The organism is Glaciecola punicea (assembly GCF_001756615.1).
In the GTDB taxonomy this organism is placed as follows: domain Bacteria; phylum Pseudomonadota; class Gammaproteobacteria; order Enterobacterales; family Alteromonadaceae; genus Glaciecola; species Glaciecola punicea.
Genome location: NZ_LZXY01000001.1, coordinates 1 through 23,858, shown reverse-complemented (window position 1 = coordinate 23,858; position 23,858 = coordinate 1). Strand labels below are relative to the sequence as shown.

General features: G+C 42.5%; 23 protein-coding genes and 1 tRNA gene. 9 read left to right on the top strand and 15 right to left on the bottom strand.

What is annotated here, in order from left to right; translation table 11 throughout:
- Nucleotides 1–7: 7 nt before the first annotated feature.
- The 4 genes from rplT to thrS all read right to left on the bottom strand — a co-directional run bounded on the left by rplT (nt 8) and on the right by thrS (nt 3,304).
- The gene (gene rplT / locus BAE46_RS00115) at nt 8–364 is read right to left on the bottom strand and encodes a 50S ribosomal protein L20 (protein ID WP_006003434.1); all 357 of its coding nucleotides are present in this window, start codon (nt 362–364) and stop codon (nt 8–10) included.
- Nucleotides 365–390: 26 nt separating this feature from the next.
- Nucleotides 391–588: a 50S ribosomal protein L35 gene (gene rpmI / locus BAE46_RS14180; RefSeq protein WP_081483888.1), complete on the bottom strand. Its 198-nt coding sequence runs from the start codon at nt 586–588 to the stop codon at nt 391–393.
- Nucleotides 589–717: 129 nt separating this feature from the next.
- Nucleotides 718–1,257 carry a translation initiation factor IF-3 gene (gene infC / locus BAE46_RS00110; protein WP_083256746.1) on the bottom strand — a complete coding sequence of 180 codons (540 nt, stop codon included), beginning with the start codon at nt 1,255–1,257 and terminating at the stop codon, nt 718–720.
- A gap of 118 nt (nt 1,258–1,375) precedes the next feature.
- A complete protein-coding gene (gene thrS, locus BAE46_RS00105) occupies nt 1,376–3,304 on the bottom strand; it encodes a threonine--tRNA ligase (protein WP_070111465.1) in 1,929 nt (642 codons plus the stop codon).
- 328 nt (nt 3,305–3,632) lie between these two features.
- On the opposite strand from thrS, the gene BAE46_RS00100 reads away from it, so the two are divergent.
- The 3 genes from BAE46_RS00100 to BAE46_RS00090 all read left to right on the top strand — a co-directional run bounded on the left by BAE46_RS00100 (nt 3,633) and on the right by BAE46_RS00090 (nt 6,818).
- The gene (locus BAE46_RS00100; RefSeq protein ID WP_070111464.1) at nt 3,633–4,673 is read left to right on the top strand and encodes a DUF3080 family protein; all 1,041 of its coding nucleotides are present in this window, start codon (nt 3,633–3,635) and stop codon (nt 4,671–4,673) included.
- A gap of 134 nt (nt 4,674–4,807) precedes the next feature.
- Entirely contained in the window at nt 4,808–5,578 is a 771-nt protein-coding gene (locus BAE46_RS00095) for a class II aldolase/adducin family protein (protein WP_070111649.1), read from the top strand.
- Nucleotides 5,579–5,642: 64 nt separating this feature from the next.
- On the top strand, nt 5,643–6,818 hold the full coding sequence (locus BAE46_RS00090; RefSeq protein WP_006003429.1) for a mandelate racemase/muconate lactonizing enzyme family protein: 1,176 nt from the start codon (nt 5,643–5,645) through the stop codon (nt 6,816–6,818).
- A gap of 52 nt (nt 6,819–6,870) precedes the next feature.
- On the opposite strand, the gene BAE46_RS00085 is transcribed toward BAE46_RS00090, so the two are convergent.
- From BAE46_RS00085 to BAE46_RS00075, 3 genes are all read right to left on the bottom strand, one after another.
- The gene (locus BAE46_RS00085) at nt 6,871–7,749 is read right to left on the bottom strand and encodes an amidohydrolase family protein (RefSeq protein WP_006003427.1); all 879 of its coding nucleotides are present in this window, start codon (nt 7,747–7,749) and stop codon (nt 6,871–6,873) included.
- Between the two features lie 27 nt (nt 7,750–7,776).
- The gene (locus tag BAE46_RS00080; protein WP_006003425.1) at nt 7,777–8,502 is read right to left on the bottom strand and encodes an SDR family NAD(P)-dependent oxidoreductase; all 726 of its coding nucleotides are present in this window, start codon (nt 8,500–8,502) and stop codon (nt 7,777–7,779) included.
- A gap of 188 nt (nt 8,503–8,690) precedes the next feature.
- Nucleotides 8,691–8,957, bottom strand: a complete 267-nt coding sequence (locus BAE46_RS00075; RefSeq protein WP_006003423.1) for a DksA/TraR family C4-type zinc finger protein — start codon at nt 8,955–8,957, stop codon at nt 8,691–8,693.
- Between the two features lie 582 nt (nt 8,958–9,539).
- Between BAE46_RS00075 and BAE46_RS00070 the strand changes: the two genes are divergently transcribed.
- The gene (locus BAE46_RS00070) at nt 9,540–10,952 is read left to right on the top strand and encodes a dihydrolipoyl dehydrogenase (protein WP_070111463.1); all 1,413 of its coding nucleotides are present in this window, start codon (nt 9,540–9,542) and stop codon (nt 10,950–10,952) included.
- A gap of 124 nt (nt 10,953–11,076) precedes the next feature.
- On the opposite strand, the gene BAE46_RS00065 is transcribed toward BAE46_RS00070, so the two are convergent.
- The 3 genes from BAE46_RS00065 to BAE46_RS00055 all read right to left on the bottom strand — a co-directional run bounded on the left by BAE46_RS00065 (nt 11,077) and on the right by BAE46_RS00055 (nt 13,819).
- Entirely contained in the window at nt 11,077–11,478 is a 402-nt protein-coding gene (locus BAE46_RS00065) for a hypothetical protein (RefSeq protein ID WP_141729304.1), read from the bottom strand.
- Nucleotides 11,479–12,561: 1,083 nt separating this feature from the next.
- Nucleotides 12,562–12,638, bottom strand: a tRNA-Val gene (locus BAE46_RS00060).
- 113 nt (nt 12,639–12,751) lie between these two features.
- Nucleotides 12,752–13,819, bottom strand: a complete 1,068-nt coding sequence (locus BAE46_RS00055; protein WP_006003419.1) for a patatin-like phospholipase domain-containing protein — start codon at nt 13,817–13,819, stop codon at nt 12,752–12,754.
- A 227-nt stretch (nt 13,820–14,046) separates the two neighbouring features.
- Between BAE46_RS00055 and BAE46_RS00050 the strand changes: the two genes are divergently transcribed.
- From BAE46_RS00050 to BAE46_RS00030, 5 genes are all read left to right on the top strand, one after another.
- Nucleotides 14,047–14,430: an ACT domain-containing protein gene (locus BAE46_RS00050; RefSeq protein ID WP_006003418.1), complete on the top strand. Its 384-nt coding sequence runs from the start codon at nt 14,047–14,049 to the stop codon at nt 14,428–14,430.
- An 87-nt stretch (nt 14,431–14,517) separates the two neighbouring features.
- Nucleotides 14,518–14,898: a Spx/MgsR family RNA polymerase-binding regulatory protein gene (locus BAE46_RS00045; protein ID WP_070111461.1), complete on the top strand. Its 381-nt coding sequence runs from the start codon at nt 14,518–14,520 to the stop codon at nt 14,896–14,898.
- Nucleotides 14,888–16,018, top strand: coding sequence for a succinyl-diaminopimelate desuccinylase (dapE, locus tag BAE46_RS00040; protein ID WP_070111460.1), 1,131 nt, complete (start codon nt 14,888–14,890; stop codon nt 16,016–16,018). Before BAE46_RS00045 ends, dapE begins: the two co-directional genes overlap by 11 nt.
- Complete coding sequence (locus BAE46_RS00035; protein WP_070111459.1) at nt 16,015–16,701, top strand: M15 family metallopeptidase; 687 nt, start codon at nt 16,015–16,017, stop codon at nt 16,699–16,701. The genes dapE and BAE46_RS00035 overlap by 4 nt, the downstream gene beginning before the upstream one ends.
- A 20-nt stretch (nt 16,702–16,721) precedes the next feature.
- Complete coding sequence (locus BAE46_RS00030; protein WP_006003411.1) at nt 16,722–16,901, top strand: DUF2897 family protein; 180 nt, start codon at nt 16,722–16,724, stop codon at nt 16,899–16,901.
- 98 nt (nt 16,902–16,999) lie between these two features.
- On the opposite strand, the gene BAE46_RS00025 is transcribed toward BAE46_RS00030, so the two are convergent.
- The 5 genes from BAE46_RS00025 to pgm form a co-directional block, all read right to left on the bottom strand.
- Nucleotides 17,000–17,320, bottom strand: coding sequence for a heavy metal-binding domain-containing protein (locus BAE46_RS00025; RefSeq protein WP_006003410.1), 321 nt, complete (start codon nt 17,318–17,320; stop codon nt 17,000–17,002).
- A 31-nt stretch (nt 17,321–17,351) separates the two neighbouring features.
- A complete protein-coding gene (locus BAE46_RS00020) occupies nt 17,352–17,780 on the bottom strand; it encodes an HIT domain-containing protein (RefSeq protein WP_040520111.1) in 429 nt (142 codons plus the stop codon).
- Nucleotides 17,770–18,840: a succinylglutamate desuccinylase gene (gene astE / locus BAE46_RS00015; RefSeq protein ID WP_006003408.1), complete on the bottom strand. Its 1,071-nt coding sequence runs from the start codon at nt 18,838–18,840 to the stop codon at nt 17,770–17,772. Before astE ends, BAE46_RS00020 begins: the two co-directional genes overlap by 11 nt.
- A 469-nt stretch (nt 18,841–19,309) precedes the next feature.
- Nucleotides 19,310–21,862, bottom strand: coding sequence for a glycogen/starch/alpha-glucan phosphorylase (locus tag BAE46_RS00010; protein WP_006003406.1), 2,553 nt, complete (start codon nt 21,860–21,862; stop codon nt 19,310–19,312).
- Between the two features lie 196 nt (nt 21,863–22,058).
- On the bottom strand, nt 22,059–23,693 hold the full coding sequence (gene pgm / locus BAE46_RS00005; protein WP_006003405.1) for a phosphoglucomutase (alpha-D-glucose-1,6-bisphosphate-dependent): 1,635 nt from the start codon (nt 23,691–23,693) through the stop codon (nt 22,059–22,061).
- Nucleotides 23,694–23,858: the final 165 nt, after the last annotated feature.

Sequence of the window (23,858 nt, the reverse complement as noted above, 5' to 3'; positions counted from 1 at the left end):
TAATAGATTACGCTAATGCGCCTTTTGCTGCATCAACAAGAGCAGTAAATGCTGACTTGTCGTGTACTGCGATGTCTGCAAGTATCTTACGATCTATTTCAACAGACGCTTTTTTCAAACCGTTGATGAAACGAGAATAAGAAAGACCATTTTGACGTGATGCTGCATTTATACGCGCAATCCAAAGCTGACGGAATTGACGTTTTTTGTTACGACGGTCGCGGTATGCATACTGCCCAGCTTTAGTTACTGCTTGGTACGCTACGCGATATACACGTGAACGTGCACCGTAATAACCTTTAGCTTGTTTTAATACTTTCTTGTGACGTGCGCGAGCTACTACGCCGCGTTTTACTCTAGCCATTTTTTAAGTCTCCTGAAGTGCTAAGTTTATACGTACGGTAACATACGTTGAATAAGAGCGTGGTCACTCTTATGAACGAGTTTCTTGCTACGTAGATGACGTTTACGCTTAGTACTCTTCTTGGTCAGAATGTGACGTAAATGAGACTGCTTGCTTTTAAAGCGACCTGAACCCGTTTTCTTAAAACGTTTTGCAGCACCGCTGTTTGATTTCATTTTAGGCATTGCTAAAACTCCGCATTGTTGTACTCACCGGCAATGTTAATACGTTAACGTGATGCCTTAAACATGAGCTGTTAATATTTGCAGCAAGGTGTCGTTAGTTGTGCAGACTAAAAAACTTGTAAACCTATACTACTTCTTGATTGGTGCAAGTACCATGATCATTTGACGACCTTCTACCCGATGCGGAAAAGACTCTACAATAGCAATATCTTCCAGATCGACTTTAACTCGTTTCAATAAGTCGATGCCAATTTCTTGGTGAGCCATTTCACGTCCACGAAAACGTATTGTTACTTTGGCTTTGTCTCCACCTTCTAAAAAGCGACGCAGGTTGCGCAGTTTTACCTGGTAATCGCCTTCATCAGTGCCAGGGCGAAATTTAATCTCCTTGACCTGAATTTGCTTTTGCTTCTTTTTTTGCTCTTTTTGGGCTTTACTCTTTTCAAACAAGAACTTGCCGTAGTCCATAATTTTACAGACCGGAGGTGCAGCATTAGGGCTAACTTCTACTAAATCCAAATTTGCTGCAGCAGCTTGGGCCATGGCCTCTTCAATCGTGACGACGCCTGCGGGCTCACCATCTGCTTGTACTAAGCGAACTTCATTTACTGTTATGTCTTCGTTAATGCGGGATTTATCACCCTGAGATTTATTACTAACGCCTTTAATTTGTTATTCCTCCAAGAATTTTTATAGGTAGCGAATGTATGGCAAAACTTGTTTTTAAGTTTTGTGTACCGACAGCTCTAACCCTCGTGTACCATACGCACTTAACATTATACCTATTCTATGCTGTAGTGCTATTTAATTTTTTAGTTTTCACGTCATCTGATAACAATGCAGCAAATTCAGCTACCGACATTACGCCAAGATCTATTCCCTTGCGCGTTCTAACGGACACTTGACCCGACTCTTTTTCTTTGTCGCCTGCAACTAACAAGTAGGGCACTTTTTTCATTGTGTGCTCTCTTATTTTAAAACCAATCTTTTCGTTTCTCACATCGGCTTTTACTCTACAGCCAAGTTCAAATAATTGCGCTGCTACCTGCGTGACGTAATCTGACTGGGAATCAGTAATGTTAGATACTACTACCTGAGTTGGCGCTAACCAAGTTGGAAATGCGCCGGTGTACTCTTCGGTTAAAATACCAATGAAGCGTTCCAGCGAACCCAATATAGCGCGATGGATCATAACGGGTGTTTTACGTTCCCCGTCTTCGTCTACATAGGTTGAGCCTAGGCGCTCTGGCATTGAAAAGTCTAGCTGTATAGTACCGCACTGCCATGCTCTATCTAAACAATCATATAGTGTAAATTCAATTTTGGGCCCATAAAAAGCGCCTTCACCGGGCAGGTAGTCAAACTCAATGTTGTTTCTAGATAGCGCATCCGCCAAGGCTATTTCAGATTTATCCCAGGCTTCATCGCTACCCACGCGCTTTTCAGGTCGAGTGGATAATTTAACCACTATTTTTTCAAAACCGAAAGTGGCGTAGGTGTCGTAGACCATTTTGATGCACTGCGTAACTTCATCAAGCACCTGTTCTTCGGTACAAAAAATGTGTGCATCGTCTTGTGTAAAGCCGCGTACTCTCATTAAACCATGCAGTGCGCCAGAGGGTTCGTTTCGATGGCAGCAGCCAAACTCAGCCATTTTTAAGGGTAAATCACGATACGATTTTAAGCCTTGATTGAATATTTGCACATGCCCTGGACAGTTCATCGGTTTAATAGCGTACTCACGTTTTTCAGATATAGTGGTAAACATATTTTCACCGTATTTATCCCAATGACCAGACTTTTCCCACAGGGTGCGATCCATCATTAAAGGGGCTTTTACTTCGTCATAGCCATACTGGCGCAGCTTTTTGCGAATAAAGGCTTCTATTTCGGTGTATATTGTCCAACCATCGTTGTGCCAAAACACCATGCCGGGCGCTTCTTCTTGCCAGTGCCATAGGTTTAGCGCTTTGCCCAGCTTGCGGTGATCGCGCTTTTCAGCTTCTTCTAAGCGATTTAAATACGCTTTTAGCTGCTTTTTGTCTGGCCAAGCCGTGCCATATACACGCTGAAGCATTTTATTGTCGCTGTTTCCTCGCCAATACGCACCCGCTACCTTCATTAATTTGAAATGCTGGCAAAAGCGCATGTTCGGCACGTGAGGACCACGGCACATATCAACATATTCTTGGTGATAATAGAGCGCAGGCGTATCAGTTTGCGCAATATTATTATCCAGAATTTCAATTTTGTAGGACTCACCCTTAGCTTCAAAAGTTTCTTTAGCGTGCTGCCATGAAACCACTTCTTTAACCACATCGTAGTTAGTTTTAGCCAGCTGTAGCATGCGTTTTTCAAGCTGCACAAGCGCCTGCTCGTTAAGAGGCTCTTCTAAATCTACATCATAGTAAAAACCGTTATCGATAGTGGGCCCTATGGCCATTTTCACGTCGGGGTAAAGCTGTTTAATAGCGTGTCCGAGTAAATGTGCGCAAGAATGCCTGAGGATTTCGAGCCCGTCGTCGTCTCTAGCGGTAATTATTTGTAATCTAGCATCGTTTTTGATTAAGTCGGTGGCATCAACCAGCTTGCCGTCGACACGCCCCGCTATAGTGGCTTTTGCTAGGCCTGGCCCTATGTCGTTAGCGACGTCTAACACAGAAACAGCATTTTCAAATGAACGTTGACTTGCGTCGGGGAGTGTAATTACGGGCATAGAATTCCTTTAGCAGTGGTGACACCTACCAAGCGCCACTTGCATTTTGTATGATGAGGACATGTTTAATTGAACGATTCGTATTTCAATCAAGTCAGTTAACAACCGACAAACAAATTCCTAGGGGTTTACGATACTTCACAACTAGGCAGATTATACCGACATGCACCCACAACATGCAATTACGCAGACCTACAAATTAAGGGCTTTACTGCATATTTACGTACATTACGCTTATTTAATACAAATATGCGCATAATAGTGACCCAAACCATAGGCTAAACAGGTAACATTACACATAAATTTTGTTTATAACGAGACTACAAACATGGTCACTAAGCACTTTACTTACCCCGCAATGACCTTAGTTGCACTACTGATAATAAGCGGCTGCAGCGATACTAAAAAAATCGCAGTCGATTTAGAAGATTACAGCGAAAGACTTCAAAGCTACACCGGCATAGCGATTGAATCCCTGCCTGAAGTAAATAATCTTTATGCGCCCAACAAGCAAGCCCTAAAAATTGACATTGAGCGAACGAGCATCAATTTACGCGAACTTTTTGCCTTTAACGACTGTTCTTTGAATCAGCTTGTAGCGCAGCGAAATACCGCCTTGGGTAAGATGCAGCTTCCCTCAAGCCGATATGCCTATGAAAGCGAGCTTGTACATGAACTTGCAGCCTGTCAGCGCAGCTTACAAGAGAATGAAGGTAAGACTGAACTTGTCGCTAAATTGGCCGACTGGTCTGCATTAAAGCAGCAGCAACTCCCTCAGGTATGGGCGAATTTGATTACTCAGTCTATTGAAACCGATACTCATTTCACTGGGGGTACAGGGTATATAAGCGGTACCAGCAACGATAATTTTCAAGCCACCAAACTGGCATTAAACTTTTTGCTGAAAAGTCAAAACGAACATCCCGTTAATGCATCTGCTTTAGAGCTTCATTTACAACAGCTAAATAACACGCCATTAATGGCAAAAAAGTGGCGCACACAGCTGTTGCTTGCACAGGAGTTAAATAACATTTCTCGACTGCTGAATACTTATTTAATCAACAACACCTGCAGTACACGCAAAGAAGAGGAGAGCATTGAGGTAATGCGAAATATCTTTAGAATATTCTTTGCGCAGCGTATTCAAACTGTTGCGGGGCAGCTAAACAATTATTATTACCAGCTGTCTCCTTTGGTGGAGCAACTTGCACAAGCACCACAGATGCCGACCGCATTTAATGAATACTTGCTGTTGCACAATACATTAAATTTTGAGGCATACACCGAAGCAATGCAGTCTCATATTCAAATATGGCAGCAAATATTTGAACGCTGTGACAATATTGCTGCGTTCGAGGCAAGTTTGTGACTTAAAAGGCAGTCAATAAGCCAATTATCTATAATATAGTTGATTAACTGGTGGAAAATGCTGCCTTTGCCTGGTGCCCAAAGCTAGTCTTGCATGGTATGCTTTTGATGCAAACAAGGATAAATGATCTAATGATGTACGACATACCCCACGTAGACCTAAGCACAAAAGTATCCAAGGTTGAATGGCAGACCAGAGTTGAGCTAGCTGCCTGCTATCGACTATTAGTCATGCATGGCTGGGACGATTTAATTTACACCCACGTATCGGCGCGTATTCCTGGAACTGAAGAGCTACTCATAAACGCATTTGGTTTAAGTTTTGAAGAGGTAACGGCCTCAAACCTCGTTAAAATTGACATAGACGGCAATATAATCGACCCTGATTCACCGTTTGAAATAAACCCAGCAGGCTTCACCATTCACAGCGCCGTTCACCATGCCCGCCCAGAGGATCAATGCGCTTTGCACCTGCATCATAGCGACGCGACTGCTGTGGCCAGCTCAAAAGAAGGTTTATTGCCATATAGCCAATACGCCGCATTTGCGCTAGCTAGCATGAGCTATCATCACTACGAAGGTTTAGCCGTTGATCACAACGAAATAATAAGTCTGCAGCAAGATTTAGGTAGCGCAAACTTTATGCTACTCAGAAATCATGGGGCCTTAACAATGGGGAAAACCATCGGTGACGCCTTTATGCACATGTACGATTTACTGCGTGCGTGCGAAATTCAAGTTAAATTACAGCATGGTGCTGGCGATGTTATAAATGTAAACCATAAGGTTATTCAAGGCATAAAAGCCCAAGCTAATATTGTTCACACGGGCCTAACTGGCGGCCAAAAAGCATGGCCCGCTATGATGCGCCGCGTGAAACGGGCCTACCCCGACTTTGACAAGTAGGCACCTCATATAGCAACAAACAAATACAGCGATTCAGCTTAACCCTTTACGATAAGAAGCATTTATGAAAATAACTCATGTAGAAATCTTCGATATTCACTGTCCTGAACGTCCGCCATGGAATCCAATATTTGTGCGAATATTTACCGACGAAGGCATTCACGGCGTAGGTGAGGCTGGTTTGGCATATGATTGGGGACACAGCGCCGCAGCCGCGATGATTAAAGAAATTGCAGAAGCGGTGTTAATAGGGTTTGACCCTTTCAAAACCGAACTATTATGGTCACGCATGTTACGCGAGAGCTTTTGGGGTTTAGGCGGCGGACCTGTTTTATATTCCGCCATGAGCGCAATAGACATCGCGCTTTGGGACATAAAAGGCAAAGCCCTAAATGTGCCTGTATACCAACTGCTAGGCGGCAAAACAAACGATAACCTGCGCACCTATGCCAGCCAGTTGCAATTTGACTGGAGCCAAGACTGTATAAAAATGCTCACACCTGATGACTATAAAAGAGCTGCCGCTAAGGCAATGGCTGAAGGTTACGACGCGGTAAAAGTCGACCCTATTGTGTATGACGCAAACGGCGACTCAAGCTTCAATAGGACTAATTTATTTACCCCCGCGCAAATGAAACTATTTGGCGACAGACTACGCGCTATCCGAGAAGAGGTAGGCGACAACGTAGATATTATTTTTGAGGCGCACTCCTTAATGGGCTGTGCATCGGCCATTCAAATGGGAAAAATAGTAGAAGAAGTCGGCTGCATGATGTTTGAAGAACCCGTAAGTTACCTAAATTCAGCGGTGCATAAAAAAGTAGCCGAGAATGTTAAGGTGCCAATCGCGGGCGGTGAACGTTTATATCACCGCTGGGATGTGCGCCCTTATTTTGAAGACCAGTCAATTGACGTACTCCAGCCCGATGTGGGCCTGTGCGGTGGTTTTACCGAATCAAAGAAAGTGTGTGACTACGCCGACGTATACGACATTCGCATTCAAGCCCATGTGTGCGGTGGTCCTGTCGCCACTGCGGCAGCTCTACAGTTAGAAGCCGCTATTCCTAACTTCCTTATACATGAACACCATACCTACGCCATAAAACATTGGAACCGCGAGCTGTGTTTACAGGACTATCAACCTGTAAACGGGAAGTTCAAGGTACCTGATTTGCCCGGTATTGGTATTGAATTAAATGATAAAATAGTGAAACGTTCGCCTATGGTCACGGTCAGATAACTTTTTACGTTTCACTTTACTCGATAAGATAAAGGGTAAAGTGACGTCTTTCTTAGGCAAACCCATATAGATCTTTTGCATTTGTGTTTAAGACCTTATCAAGCTCCAAGCCAATCTGCTGTGCGCACGCAATCATAAGCTCCCAGTAGGCAAAGTAACTCATTGTTAATGAGGTCAGCGGAAAGTTACTGGCTATCATCATTCGATCTTCTCCAAACAAATCCACAGTTGCACTTAGCACACTACAAACATGTTCTACCGTATACTGCCTGCTCGTCATTTCAAAGCCTGAGCATTTCACGTAGCATTTAGGCAAATGTGCAAACAAACGCATATTTTCTTTCCATAACCCAAAACTGCCAGAATCATTTTGTGGGGGTAATCCCGCATGATTAATCACTATTTTCAGCTCAGGCAGTGAATATAAAAGACTGATTACTGCTCGTATAAGAGCGGTGTTGGTAAAGTCTGCCTGAAACTCGAGTAACAAGCCTGCTTGGCTAATAAGAGACAAGTTTTGCATGATTTGCGCTTTTTGTTCAAACATGGGAGTGTGGGCATCGAATATATATCGAAAGCCACAAAGCGTTGGATAGCTTTTCATGCCGTCAAGCTGCAGTTGAAAAATGTTTGAATCAGCGCATATATCGATAAACCCAATCGTACTGAACTGCGTTAGAGGCGCTTGTGGATAAACCTGCGACTCTAACCAGTCAAGCTCATTTTTTGGATTTAGGTTGTCAAAACCCGCTTCAACATGAACGGCGCCCAAAAGCAAACAATGATCTGATACCTGCAAGCTGTCTGGCATTGTATTTTTGTTAATGAGTGCTTTGTCAGGCCAATGCGGCTGGTTTTGCGGCAAAAGCCAAGCATATTCACCTTGTGCTAAATCAAAAAAATGAACGTGTGGATCAATTATTTTGTGCATGGCATAAGCCTATAGTTGTGCGTTAAATTAGCCTGTAGTGTAGCCGCCGTCTATCGCCTGCAAACTACCGGTGATAAACGCGGCGTCATCCGATGCTAAAAATAGCGCCATTGCCGCAACATCTTCTGGCTGCCCTATTCTACCTAAGGGCTGCAATGCGGCTTCTTGAGCGTGAACCGCGGCTAAGTCAGCACCCGACTTTTTGCAGTACGCTGCAATGGCATTGTGGTAAAGCGGCGTTTCTATTGTGCCCGGGCACAGGGTATTAGCCCTAATATTGTAAGATGCATAGTCTAACGCGGTGGTTTTCGCCATAGACGCCAAAGCATGCTTGCTAAGATTGTAAATAAAAGAATTAGACTTGCCAATCGTCGATTGGTCTGACCCAATATATAAAATTACACCATTTTGCCGCTGTTTCATATGCGGTAAAACCGCTTGTGTCAGCAAATATGCGCCCTTTACATTGAGGTTTATTACCTTAGTAAAGTCAGATTCAGAGGTCTTTTCTATGTTGCCAGAAAAGTGCATACCCGCGTTTGATATTGCCACGTCTATTGAATAATCAGCGGCGATAGATTCAACACAGGCTCTGACTTGTTCATGTTTAGTGACGTCGCACCGGTGGTAATGCCCAACGTCGCCGTAGGTAATATCTAAGTTATGTATAGCATAATTAGCCGAATGAAAGCGTTTAGCAATAGCTAAACCAATGCCAGATGACGCACCTGTAATGATAAGCGTTTTTTTCATAGATTTCTTTTAAAGGGTTGACTAAGGTGTGTAAACTAAAACATTATAGTTTTTGTGAAAACACGTCCAGTAAACAATAGCAGCAGACTGAGTTTGATTCATTCAAATATCGCCAGCCAATCGTTTGTAGTCGTTTAATTAGCACTAAGCATATCAAATGACATAGCTAATTCAAAGAAGACCCATGCTTATCTTAGTTGACTATCTTTACTGCCCCTGCGATTAATACCCGACTGACTAACTTGCTTCTTTTCCATTTCCCGCTGACAGCTGATGCACAACTGCACGCCCGGTATCGCGACTCTCCTTAGCTCAGGAATAGATTTACCGCACTCCTCACAGTATTTTGCGCTCTCGCCTCGCGGCATTTTGCTTTTAGCAAAGGCCACTGCATCGATAACACTTGCGTCAATCTGATCTTGTACTGCGCCATCTTTCGCCCAACCACCAGCCATATTAATCTCCTATTAATTACCTGTCTCTCTTATCCTGCAATATTATTTTGCTGTTTAGCGTTTCTCGCAGTAGCGCTATGTAATAAACCTAGCCAGAATCATATATTGAGCATAGTGCCAGGCGTTGTCCGTAAATCGTAAAAGGATAAACATTTTTATCGAACTGCGAGTGCAACATTTTATGAATGAGCAAAATAAGTGCCAGAGTGATTTAAATAAATACTTAGCATTACACATTGGTTTAAATTTACTTTAAATAACGCTGGAACTAGTAACGCACACCACTAAGATTGAGCACTTATAGAACTTGTTTATGCCCAGATTGAGGTCGACTTTGAATAATGTAGAAAAGAAAGCGCAGTATTTTCAGCCTCATTAAATAAATTGTTCATAGTATTCTTTGATAATCCTGAAAAAACTACTCTAGCTCTGTAATTCTGACCCCCTATTATAAATTTTTAAGCTAAAAAATTTAGTTTAAGCAATAAAAACATAAACTTAAGAATTGGTTTGATTTGTGCACGCGCTTCAATACATATATCGAAACAAGCTGTTTCAAAATACAATAGGGCAAATAAGTTTATGAAAGTAGACACTATCATTATAGGAGCAGGAACGGCTGGCCGCTCAGCATTAAGGGAAGTTCGTCAATATACCGAAGACTTTTTACTCATTAATGATGGTCACTGGGGCACTACATGTGCTGCTGTAGGATGTATGCCCTCAAAAGCCTTAATTGAGGCTGCAAACGCATTCCACACTCGACATACATTTGACGAATTTGGTATTGAGGGAGCGGAGTCGGTCTATGCAAACATCCCTGCCGTATTCGCAAGAGTCAGGAAAATGCGCGATAATTTTGTAGAAGACCTAGAAGCTACACCCTACAAAATGGGTAAGCGCGCAATATCAGGCCGCGCGAAACTGCTGGGACCTAAGCATTTAGAAGTTAACGGTAAAAAGTTTGAAGCTCGCACAATTATTCTCGCGCCAGGTAGCAGCCCCATAATCCCTGAGCAGTGGCGTAAGTTTGAAGATCGCATATTGACCTCTGACACCATCTTTGAGCAAACCGACTTGCCAAAGCGTATTGCCGTCGTCGGACTGGGCGCTCTAGGCATCGAGATTATGCAAGCACTTGCGCGACTTGGTATCGATGTGGCGGGTTTTGGCTCTGGTGAAAGTCTAGCAGGCATTGACGACAGCCAAGTTTTAGCAAAATTTCGGCCTTTAATTGAAAAAGAAGTGCCACTGCACCTTGGTGCTAAAGCTGAGTTGGAAGAAGCAAATGGTGTAATACGGGTGACTGGTGCAGGGGGGAGTTTCGAGGCCGATGCCGTTTTAGTTGCCATTGGTCGACAGCCTAATATAAGTAATTTAGGTTTAGAAAATTTGGGTGTGAAACTTAACGATAAGGGCATGCCCGAGATTAACCCGCATACATTACGTATAGACCAGCTGTCTGTTTTTTTAGTAGGTGATGCAAACGGCCATCGCCCGCTATTACACGAAGCCTCTGACGAGGGTTCTATCGCAGGACGCATTGCTGCGCCTGATCACTCAGATTCAGGGTTATGCCGACGCACCGGCCTATCAATTGTATTCTGCTCTCCTCAACTTGCATTAGTTGGGCCACCATTATCACAGCTTGACGAAACATCTATTTCATCTGGCAGCGCTGATTTTTCTCAGCAAGCTAGGGCAAGTATGGCGCAAACTGCTGCTGGTATATTGCGCATTCACGCCGACAGTAAAACGGGCCGCCTTGTCGCCGCCGAAATGTGTATTCCAAGCGGTGAACATATAGCGCATCAATTGGCTCTTGCTATTGAGGGAGAAATGACTGTCGCTGACATGCTAGCCGCGCCATTCTATCATCCCGTGCTTGAAGAAGGCGTTCGTAGCGCACTGCGCGACCTTGCTAAAAATATTGATAGCGCAGGCGGAACCGATATGTCAAATTGCAAACCGATTGGTCACGATGCCTTGGATTAATGGATGTCTTTGATAAACCGATGGATATTGAACTTCCAACGCGCCACCTCAAATGGTGAACTTACAGTAAGATAAAAATTACCAATTCACTTTGATGCGCTCCTGCAATTCTATAGTCATGCGTTTATTTGCGCTGGGTTTCTTGCGACGCGTTTCGATTAGACCAATAACGCACTAATGACTTTTGCGCCACTACACCAAGCGCATCTTGATTGAGTGTCTCACTAGAACCCATAAAAATAAGCGCTAGCTCACTGTCAGTCATTGCTGTTGTAATCAAATTTACGGTATTATCAAGACTTTCACCGCCTTCAAGATATCTGACGTGGTGATCTGCATTCACGAGATGTCCATCTAACTCATTAAACCATTTCGTAAATACTAACTTAACCAACTCCCTATACCTTGGTTGATCACCGCCAAACACCACCATGAAAATATCCGCGCTGGACTTATCATACTTTTCGTACGCTGCGTCTAGCGCTTCAACAATATTGGCAATTTCGTCATCTGCTGCTTTCATCATAATGATAGAGAACACCGACTCCAGCTGCTTGCTATAGATTGCAAGCGCTTGGTATCTTACCGCCCCGTGCTGCTGTGTATCTACTATTAGTTCATCTGTTGCATCTGCTATTAACGCAAATGTGTCGTCAGCTAGTTCTTGCCTAAGTGTTTTAGTCCACTTTTTTATAGCAGAGATTGCGTCAGACAGCTTGTTTTGAGTAAGCTTGTAAAAGGCAGCTAATGTTGTGTGTACCGCCGCCTTTAAGGAATGATAGCGCTATTTGTTAATTAAGTGTTCATCCACTTTTTCGCCATTCATAATAAACAGGCGGCTGTCCATTCTCACAATAAGCATTACGCTGCCTTCTTTTATTCTTTGAACCGATTCTTGTTTGGCTAACTTATATCCCTTATAAAATGCTGATTTAAGACCGATAGATCATTTTCGCTAGGCTCCTGCTTTGAATCTTTTATTTTAATTGACATAAGACAGCTCTTGTAGGTGAATGCTCAAATAATTTGCAAGTGTCATAAAGTATCTTCACTAATGCAAAAAACGAACCAAAATAAGCTTCGCTTTGCCTTGTTTATCTAGGCGCACAGGTAACGCGACTTACTTGATCAAATGCCAAGTGCAGTAAAACAGAACAACTGATAAATAAGCGAACATTTAAGCATTTGGTAATCATAATGAGTAGGAATAGCGCAGTAGCTGTGTAAAAAATACTTAGTAATAAGGGCTTACGTGGTTAGCAGCTATCTGAAAAAAAGAGCCACTGGGTGCGCAGATAGTCATGGAAGCGTGTTTTGCTTAAGTCCAAGCGGCCATTTTTCTAAAGGAATTTTCAAATAACAGCGGTATTTGATCGCTGTTCGACGAATGCAAGCACAACACCTTAAGCAAAATGAAGTTAACGGTTAGAAAGATTTACAATCTTTATTTAATAACTGGCATAACATCAACAAACAATGTTGGGATGCTGACTGCACGCTACATACAAAATTTTCTTCAAATTAGCTATTAATTGTTTGCATACCGTTTGCAGAGCAAAAAATTTAGTGTTTAACAATTTTAAGATATCTCTACAAGCCTAATAAATATTGGTGCGTCTACCCAGACTCGAACTGGGGACCTCTACCATGTCAAGGTAGCGCTCTAACCAACTGAGCTATAGGCGCACATTTATGCTTATATGCGGTGTAAAAGAGGATTTTACACCTTCGCTGACTGAACCAAGCCAACGGCGCGTATAATAGCTACCAAGGCCGTGATAGGCAAGTGCTTTTTTACATTAGCGTTGTAAGTTTATAGGTTTAATGAACTGGCCAGGCTCACTGTGTTCAACAACGTTTAAAAAATGTTCAGCAAGTCTGTCTGACTCCTTTATAACGCGTGTCCAATAGGCAATGCGTTCTTGCGCAGGTATCTCAGTGAAATCCTTTCTGTCAGGTATTTTTGCATAGGGTAATTTGGCGACAAATTCATCGCTTGGGGCTATTAGCAAAACATTATCATAGCTCTTAGGATGACATGCGCGAGACTTTAAGGATTTATCAAACCAGCCCGGTGTCGGTGTCGCATAAAAGTGTGGATAGAGTACTAAGTTGGGCGTGTCTATTTTCATGTCAAAATGGTAATCAATAATACCGCCGTCTCTAAATGTGCCATTTGGCACGCCCGCTATATTTTTAACGCCTTCAATAACCGCCGGGATTGAGCCTGAAGCCATTAGACAGTCCAAAAAGTTTTCTGGCGTTAACAATCCCTGTTCAGTCTTTATCGGATTTTTTTCACTGAAGGCAAAGCCTTTCTTATTAGATGAAAATATCACGCGCGTAAAGCTGCTCGCGAGCTTTCTTCGCGATAGTGCATTTCGTCCTGCCGCAAGCGCAAGCCCAGCGAGCTGCTTAAGCTTTTTTTCAGACGCGGTTAAACCATGACACCTCGCCACCACTATATGTAGCGATTTAGTATTTGAGGCTAGTACTTCTTTCACGCCGTTTTTACCTACCATAAAATCGAGTAGCTCAATTCCTTTTTGGGTAATTTCTTTAACGCTCGGTTCTTCAGAATACACCAAGGTAGAGTAGCAATCGGCTAGGCGAGTAATAGCCGCACAAGGGTCGTCTTGGGCGAAACATGTTGCCCTAAAGGCTCCTGCTGAACTTCCAATAATATCCACATGCTGAGGTGATTTATGCATAAATTCATTGAAAACGACTTTATCTAAACCCGCCAGCACAAACCATTTAGGGCCGCCGCTTGCGCCTAAAAACGCGCTAAACATGCTGGGCGTTAACCCTTCAGCTTGGATTCTGGCCATGGCGGTTTTGCCAGCATAAAAAGATAGGGCCTGCATATTAATGTTCTTCCAATAGTGTAGTCTTGGCAGTATGTGAATTATTTCATTGAAATTCAAATAAATACACCTAATACTACTTAATAAGCGTTAATCGAATGTATATTAAGCACTTGATATTTGCTATATTTTTCATTAACTTAGTGGACAACGCACTGGTAACACACAAGCTTATCCACAGCTTTAGTGGATAAACATGAGCATAATGCAAGAAAGAGGAAAGACATTTGCTTAAGCAAACACTAAAAGTGCTAAAAGAGACATTCGCCATTCATAGCCTAGATGTTGGCAGTGAAATTCCATCAAAGGTCCTACAGTGCTCCCTATTTTTTATTGGCAAAACGCTCGACGAACTGTCTATTGTAGCGCCACAGTCACTTTCTATTGACGCCTTAGAGTCTGATCTGGACTGGCGAGCGCTTGAAGTCCTTGGGCCACTTAATCTTTCATTAGTGGGAATAATGGCTGAAATTAGCAGTGTGCTAGCAAAAGCCCAAGTGAGTGTATTTATAGTATCTACCTTTGACACTGATATTATATTGCTTAAAGAGAATCAGCTAAAGACAGCCAAAGAAGCGTTGATACAAGATGACTACAGGATAACTACTTAGGAACTTAACTAATAAATGACACAAACTTTTTTGACGCACCTTTTTCATGTTAATTAACACATTGATTTAAAACTGAGAAGTAAAAATATGCTCACAATGTACGGTATACCGAACTGCGACACGGTTAAAAAGGCCAAAAAGTGGCTAGCATCCGCAGATATTAAATACACCTTTCACGACTATAAAAAGCTCGGCGTACCTCGCGGCATTATTGAGGCAAGCATTGCTGCAAGTGGCATCGACACAGTGCTTAATAAACGCGGTACCACCTACCGTAAGCTATCAGATGAAGAAAAGTCGATAGTGGATGCGCAAAATGAAGATAACAGCGCTGTTCTCGATTTGCTGTGCGAGCATTCTTCACTTATCAAGCGCCCTCTTTTGGTCAAGCAATCCAGCGACACTGGTCAGGTCATTATAGTAGGCTTTAACGACAGTGCTTATCAGGAGTTTTTATATGGTGCTTGATGTTATAGACGTCACCAAATTATTAGTGGCCCGAGCTTCGGTAACACCAAACGATGCAGGTTGCCAAACATATTTGAAAGAACAATTGGCCGCACAGGGCTTTGTAAATGAAACCATGGTGTTTGCCGACACCACAAACCTTTGGGCGCGGCGCGGTGCTGCCCAGCCTGTATTTTGTTTTGCAGGCCATACCGATGTTGTGCCAACAGGCCCTATCGAAAGATGGCAGTTTGACCCGTTTACACCTACCGAACATAATGGTTTTTTATACGGGCGCGGCACTGCCGACATGAAAGCGTCAATAGCCGCTATGCTGGTGGCAACACAAAAATTTGTGCAGGACTACCCTGATCATAAAGGCTCAATTGCTTACCTAATTACTAGCGACGAAGAAGGTCACTTTATAAATGGGACAACCAAGGTGATTGACACCCTAGAAGCGCGCCATGAAAAAATAGACTACTGTATTGTAGGTGAGCCCTCGAGCACTAACGTAACTGGGGATGTTATTAAAAATGGCCGCAGAGGGTCATTAACTGCAAACTTAAACGTTAAAGGCATGCAAGGACATGTCGCCTACCCGCATTTAGTCGACAATCCTATTCACGCACTTGGGCCTGTTATTGCTGAGCTTGTGAATACTAAGTGGGATGAAGGAAATGATTTTTTCCCTGCCACCAGTATGCAAATATCAAATATAAGTGGCGGTACAGGTGCCACTAACGTAGTGCCGGGCACCGCGAGTATGGTTTTCAATTTTCGCTATTCTACCGAGCTTACGTTCGAATGTATCCAAGAGCGCGTTTATTTTATACTCGAAGGTCTCAAAGTTAATTACGACATACAGTGGACGTATAATGGCCTGCCCTTTTTAACTGAACCTGGCGTGCTGGTAAACGCGGTTGTTAAGAGTATTCAAGAGGTATGCGGCATTCAAACCGAATTATCCACAGCCGGCGGTACTTCCGACGGTCGCTTTATTGCCCCAACGGGTGCTCAAATAGTTGAGCTAGGACCTGAAAACAACACTATTCACAAAATAGACGAGTGCGTTAATATCGCCAATGTTATTACGCTGGAGAAAGTGTATTACCAAGTATTGGTCAACTTGCTTACATGAACGCATTTAACAGCAGGGCAAATGAAGTAATGGGTCTTAGTGAAGCTCATTTAGTGCCAATAGGCAATAATCACTTTTTGCATAAGAACGTGGCGCTACCCTTTATTGAGATGCAGGACGCTGCGGCCACACAGCATATTGATATGCAAATATGCAGCAGCTTTCGTAATTTTGATAAACAACTATCGATTTGGAATCGCAAATTCTCAGGTGAGCTGCCGCTGTATACTTTGCAAAATACAGAGCTGCTGGCAAGTGAGTTAAGCGAGCAAGAAAAGATTCACGCTATCATGCTATGGTCGGCATTGCCGGGCGCCAGCCGTCATCATTGGGGCACCGATTTTGACGTATACGATCGCGCATCGGTTCATGCTCAAAAGCATAAGTTGGCCTTAATACCCAGCGAGTACGAAAATGGCGGACCATGCGAAAAGCTTTCTAAGTGGATTATTCAATACGCTTCACAATTTGGGTTTTATTTGCCCTATGCCAACTACGTGGGCGGCGTTGCTCGGGAGCCTTGGCATTTATCGTACAAAAGCGAAGCGACAAGCATACAAGAAGGCTTTGTCATTGATGAACTGTATTCACAGCTTGAGCAGGCTGATATACTAGGAAAAGAACTTATTTTGCAGCAGTTGCCCCGCCTCGTGAAGCAATATACATTTAATTTAGGGCCATGAATTTATGACAGGATACACATATGCAGCTTAGTACCACGTGGATTATCATTATTATAGTAGTCGTATTAGCCATCATCATTAGTAATATTATGCTGCTTATACAAAGCAATAAGCCTTTTGTTTTTCCCGATTCGTATGAGAAAACAGAAAAACAAAAATTAGAAGATGCAAGAAAAGAAGAGGAATCGTCAACTAAGTAGACCTTCCTAAACGATAGAAAAAGCGTTTATTTAAATAGGCTTTACGCTGTTTTTACCGCTATTCAATAGGCAAAAATACTGTAAATGCACTTCAACGCTTAGCCTATTCGCACGGCGGTGCCACTAATGCTGACCATAAGCATACTGCCTTTTTGCCCGACCACTTCATAATCTAAATCGACGCCAACAATAGCGTTCGCGCCTAATTGCTGAGCCTCATAGCTTAGTTCTTCAAATGCAACACGCCTGGCTTTGGTTAACTCTTGCTCGTATGCACCCGATCGCCCGCCAACAATATCGCGGATAGAGGCAAATAAATCCTTAAATAGATTAGCGCCCATAATAGCTTCACCAATAACAACGCCATAATAGGCCTGTATAGGTTTACCTTCGATTGTATGTGTTGTAGTAATAATCATTACTTATCCTTTGTTTTAAGCTTAATGTTATTTAATTGGCTGTCGCATATACTGAATTAGTGATTGAGCGGCGCAGCAAGGCTATTAGCGCCTTTTTTTTATCACTGGCATAAACAATCGCATGGCCTCGGCCCCAAATAGGCCCTGGCCATGCATCATCGTACTCGAATCGCGCTACATGATGAATATGTAACTGTTTCACCATGTTGCCTAAGGCAGCGATATTCAATTTAGTGGGAAAAAAGCAGTTTTTAAGCACAGCACTTAGGATATTCGAGGCTTTCAGTACCTCTATTTGCTGTTCAAACGATAGGTCATCAAGCTCGCTGCAGTTATTAATTTGTGGGATCAGGATAAGCCAAGGGTATCGACTGTCATGGCTCAATCTTATTTGACTTAAGCCAATTACAGTCACCAAGCTTGAATCCTGTGCCAAGCGGCTATCAAGTTTAAAGCGCATAGGGAATAACCGTTAGCAGCGCGCGTTGACCAATGGCCACGTTCGCATTAGGAAACACAATGGCTTCACCGTCGTGCTGGGCACGATATTCACAGCCTGTTTCACTGGCAATTAAGGCCCCTTTTGAAAAGGTTTCGAAGTTAGCAATGTTGTCGTCAAAATGAAGTGCAAAGTCGCTATGGTGCTTGTTTATAACTTGATTAACATTAAAGATGTCCATATTACACTGACCGAAATCAGGCAGATTTACGTCAGGCTTAGTTAATAGCTCGGTGAGTGTCGCCATAAACGCTGTAAATTTTGACATGTCGTTTTGACCAAACGGCATCACTGTGCCTAGTTCAACCGTGAAAGCATTAGCATTATGATTTAACGATGAGTAATAGCTAAATGTGGTGGTGGGCGACTGCGACAGTAATATTGTATTTACGTCGCACGCAGACAAGAAAGCGAGCTGTTGTTTAGAATAAGGTTTGCCGTGTAAAAACGGATATACCGCAAACTTTTCATTTTTTGAAGGACGAATAGCGGTATGTAAGTCATAGTGAATTCGATCGGCAGTCTCACTGGCTGCGCTAAAAAAATCATCCACAATACGCATTATTTTGGTAGCTCTTAACCCTTCAATGCTTGTTGATGACTGCTCTTTGCTGAAAAGCCTATTCAGGTTTTCTTCGATAAAACGTTGGGCACTTGGCATTGAGTCAAGGTTGCCAAAGATAAAGAGCACACGATGATCTGTCTTTATTTTCTGATTAACTAAATCGTTTACAAGTTGATTGCAAATTTCTATAGGCGCAGTTTCATTGCCATGAATGCCGCACGACAGCACGATGCTTTTACTAGTAGGTGATTTGTTATTGTGATTAAAAGCAACAATGCCATCGGCTAAGAGGCACATAGATATCCCATTATCAAACGTGAATTCTGCCCCATGATTTTCACTCGTATACTGTAATGAAAACTGCAGAAAATCGGATTGAATTACACTAAGAAGGTTTTCATGACTATAATTTTCATAAGATTTTTTTGCTAATTGCATACCGTTGACTACACCCATTCATATATTATTCCATTAATATAATAACAGTTTTAGCCGACTTTTTGGTGCTATTGGTGAATAATATATTGAAAATTAACGACCTTAAGCATGGCCAAAACCGTATCCGTTTGTAGCGCTTCAGAAAATAAAAAGCCTTAAAGTCGGCAATAAAACAGGTGCCCTCTACCAACATAGGCGTTTTAAAATAATTGTATAAACGAGCATGCTCATTGCGCAAGCTTGTCTAAGTTGCTGTGTGGGTGAATGTAACACCGAAAATATCAGCGCTGACACGCTCTATCGATTTAGAGTTTCATTAAAATGTTTCGTTAATTTTACACTCATAAAAAAGGTAACAATCCTAGCGATCGAGTTTTAATAAAATACGCTTCTATGTCTTATCAGAGATTGTTGATATATCTTAAACAAAAAACCGGGTAACCGGTTTTTTTGTTCTTACTATACTTTAATATAAGCCTTAGCTAGGCTACACCTTACATGTGTCAAGTTTCCAAATACGGTCCACATATTCTTGTACCGATCTATCCGAGGTGAACTTACCCATTTTAGCGGTGTTTAGAATGGCCATTTTTGCCCATCGATCTTTATCTTTATAAGCTTTGTCGAGTGCTTCGTTAGCTTTACTGTATGACTCAAAATCGGCAAGCACTAAGTAAGGATCACCGCCTTCTAGCATGCTGCGTTTTAAGCTCGACAGCGCTCCTGGCTGTTCTGGTGTAAAGTAGTCTGTATCAAGCCAGTCAAGTAGCGCTTTTATTTCGCTATTATTATAGTAATAATCATACGGCTTGTATCCGGCTTTGTTAATGGCCGCTACTTCGTCTACCGTTTTACCAAAAATAAAGATATTCTCTGCGCCAACTTCTTCTGCAATTTCAATATTCGCACCATCTAGCGTGCCAATGGTGACCGCGCCGTTTAGGGCAAGTTTCATGTTGCCAGTACCCGAAGCTTCTTTACCCGCGGTTGAAATTTGCTGAGATACGTCTGCAGCGGGGATCATTTTCTCCGCTAGCGACACACGATAATTTGGCAAAAATATGACTTTAATCTTATTGTTTATGCGCTTATCGTTATTTATTTTATCCGCAACTTTGTTAATTGCATAAATAATCGTTTTCGCAAGAGTATAGCCAGGCGCTGCTTTTGCACCAAAAATAAACACTCGCGAATGCATGTCGTAACTAGGATCTTTAAGCAGGCGCTTATACAAAGCCATAATATGTAGAAGGTTAAGGTGCTGACGCTTGTACTCATGTAAGCGCTTTATTTGGACGTCAAATATAGCTTTAGTGTCTACCGCTATGCCGGTAATCGCCTTTATTTCCTTAGCTAGGGCTTCCTTATTTTTTTGCTTTACCTTCATAAACTGATTTTGGAAGGTTTTGTCGTCGGCAAAGACTGACAACTTGTCTAACTGCGTCAAATTTACCGGCCATTGGTCGCCAATTTTCTTGGTGATTAATGCTGATAATAGAGGATTACACGCTTTTAACCAGCGCCTTGGCGTCACGCCATTAGTTACGTTAGTCAGTTTATTTGGATAAAGTTGATCAAATTCAGGAAAGAGGTTTTCTTTGACTAATTTAGAATGGATCTGAGCAACGCCGTTAACCTTAAACGAACCAATTACCGAGAGATTACCCATTCGGACCATTTTTTCATCAGACTCTTCAATAATTGACAACTTCGCTTTCATCACATTATCGCCGGGCCATTTCTTTTCAAGCTCTTGCATAAAACGATGATTAATCTCATAGATAATTTCTAGGTGACGCGGTAATATTTTTTCAAGCATGCGCACAGGCCAACGCTCTAACGCTTCAGGCAACAAAGTGTGATTTGTATAGGCGAAGGTTTTAGATGAAATAGCCCATGCGGTATCCCAATCAAGCTCTGCTCGATCAACCAATATGCGCATTAACTCAGGAATTGCGATGGCTGGGTGCGTGTCATTTAATTGAATAACAACTTGCTCAGAAAAGCGCGTCCAATCGTCGCCATGGGCGCGCTTATAACGGCGAATAATGTCTTTTAAAGAACACGCGCTGAAAAAATATTGTTGAATAAGACGCAGCTCTTTACCAGCTTCGGTCTCATCATTTGGATACAAAACTTTAGATATTGTTTCGGCCTGAATGTTTTCGCGCTGAGCGTCAACATAACCTCCGGCATTAAATACATCCCAGTTGAAATGACTAGATGACTGACTTTGCCATAAACGCAACACATTTACCGTATTGCCGCCGTAACCCACTACCGGAATATCCCAAGGAACTCCTTTTACGATAGAGCCTGGGTGCCACTCTTTTTGAATATTCCCATTGCTGCCATATTTGGTTTCAACATAGCCGTATAACGGTACTTCTTGAGTAGATTCTGGCCGACAAATTTCCCACGGATTACCGTAGTCTCGCCAGCTGTCCGGACGCTCTATTTGCGCACCTTTTTTTATTTCCTGCCTAAACAATCCATTTTCATAGTGAATACCATAGCCAATTGCTGGAAGTTCCATTGTGGCTAATGAGTCAATAAAACAGGCGGCTAAGCGACCTAAACCACCGTTACCGAGGGCCATGTCAGGCTCTTCTTCAAGCACATCGCTTATATCAACGCCTAACTCTTTTAGCGCAGCGTCTGCAGTTTCAAATAAGCCGAAGTTATGCATGTTGTTTGACAATAAACGACCCATTAAAAATTCAGCAGAAAAGTAATGCACCGCGCGCGTGTCGTTCATATAGTGCGTTTTTTGAGTGGTACGTAATCTGTTAAGCACAAGCTCTTGAATTGCCGCGCTGGTGGCCTTGAACCACGCGTGATTGTCGGCCTTGTTCTCGTCGGTGCCTAAGGTTGAATGCAAGTGCGATATTACCGATGCTTTGAAGGCTTTTTTATCTAATTTGGTACTATAGGAATTCTCTGATTGACTCGCGTGGTTTGCTTTTGTTGTTGCTGGCTTTCTAAGCTTTGCTGCCGCTTTTATTGGTGTTGTGATGTTTGAATCTGTTTGACTACTCATAAATACCCTGAAAAAGAAAAAACATCCCATAATTTTATTATAGATTTCTCTTCAACTCTACAATGTAGCGCTAATAAAACAAGTCAAACGTTAAAAACCTGTTAATTTTTAATACTATTTCGATATATATAAATTTTAATCCGCTTTGTTTTACATATTTACAACATTATGATAGCTATTAATATACATTTAGCTATTAAATAGCCTTTGCAACTAATGCCTCAGCCTCACTAATAATGTTCTGCAAATGAGTTTCACCTTTAAAACTTTCTGCATAAATTTTATACACGTCTTCAGTGCCTGAAGGACGCGCTGCAAACCAGCCGTTTTGCGTACTCACCTTGATACCACCAATAGGCGCATTATTACCAGGTGCATGAGTTTGCACATTGATAATGCTCTCGCCCGCCATCATCGTAGCAGCAATATCACTTACCGTTAATGATGACAACTTTTGTTTTTGCATTAAGCTCGTAGCGACATCTATTCTGGTATAGCTTGGTTCACCGAAGTCTTTGGTAAAGTCAGTGTAATGTTCACCCGGATCTTTGCCTGTCACAGCGGTTATTTCAGCGGCTAAGAGGCTTAATATGAATCCGTCTTTGTCGGTTGCCCAAGTTTCACCGTTGCGACGTAGAAAGATGCCGCCTGCAGATTCTTCACCGGCAAAGGCAATCGATTTATTGACTAAGCCATCAACAAACCATTTAAAGCCTACGGGCATTTCCAGCAAATTACGCCCAAGCCTGCCAACTACCCTGTCAATCATACTACTAGACACTAAGGTTTTACCTATGCCCAAACTCGCAGACCACTGCGGCCGATGCTGACATAAATAGTTAATAGCAACCGCCAAGTAATGATTAGGATTCATTAAGCCACTTGATTTGCACACAATGCCGTGACGGTCAAAGTCGGGATCGTTGCCAAAGGCAATATCAAACTCATCTTTGAGCTTTATTAAGCCCGACATGGCAAATGCAGATGAACAGTCCATGCGTATTTTGCCGTCTTTGTCGCAGGGCATAAATGCAAAACGCTGGTCAATCGATTTGTTGACCACTTTTATATCAATATTATAGCGTTCACTGATCATATCCCAATAGTGAATACCCGAACCGCCAAGGGGATCGGTGCCTAAACTTAGGCCAGCGTTAGCGATAGCCTGCATGTCTATAACATCGGACAACTGCGCAACATAGTCTATTGCGAAGTTAGTCGTGCTCACAAAGTTTGATGCCATCGCTTTGGTGATAATATGCCGTTTCACGGGCAATTTATGATTAAGTATTTCGTTTGCGCGGTTTTGAATTTGAATGGTTACAGCGCTTTCGGCTGGACCGCCGTGCGTTTGATTATATTTAAAGCCGCCATCTGCAGGCGGATTGTGCGAAGGGGTAATCACCACACCATCAGCAAGATTAGATAAACGCCCTTTGTTGTAAGATACAATCGCTTGAGAAATAACTGGTGTGGGGGTGTATTCATTGTTTTCTTGAATAACTAGCGACACTTCGTTTGCGCTAAACACTTCTATTGCAGTGACAAGTGCAGGCTCTGACAGTGCATGCGTGTCTTTGCCAATAAAAAGCGGACCCGTAATATTGTTAGCCAATCTATACTCGGCTAAGGCTTGGCAAATAGCCGCTATGTGGGCGTCGTTAAAGCTGCTTTTAAATGCACTTCCTCTGTGACCTGATGTCCCGAAGCTTACCGCTTGGCTTGGATCGCTCATATCTGGCTGTAAGCTATAATAATCACTGGTTAATTTAGCCACATTAATTAGCTCGCTTTGTTGAGCTTGTTTTCCTGCATTAGGATGTGTTGACATGATTAATTTCCTTATAAAACTTATACACAAATATAGTCCTGCAGCGCAAATATCTGAACAGGGACTTAAAGCGCGGTATGAAAAGGTAGCCGCAATCAAAAAACTCACTATGCGCAGGACATGGATTACCTTGGCGATAGCAGTGATTAGTTTACGCAAAAAAAA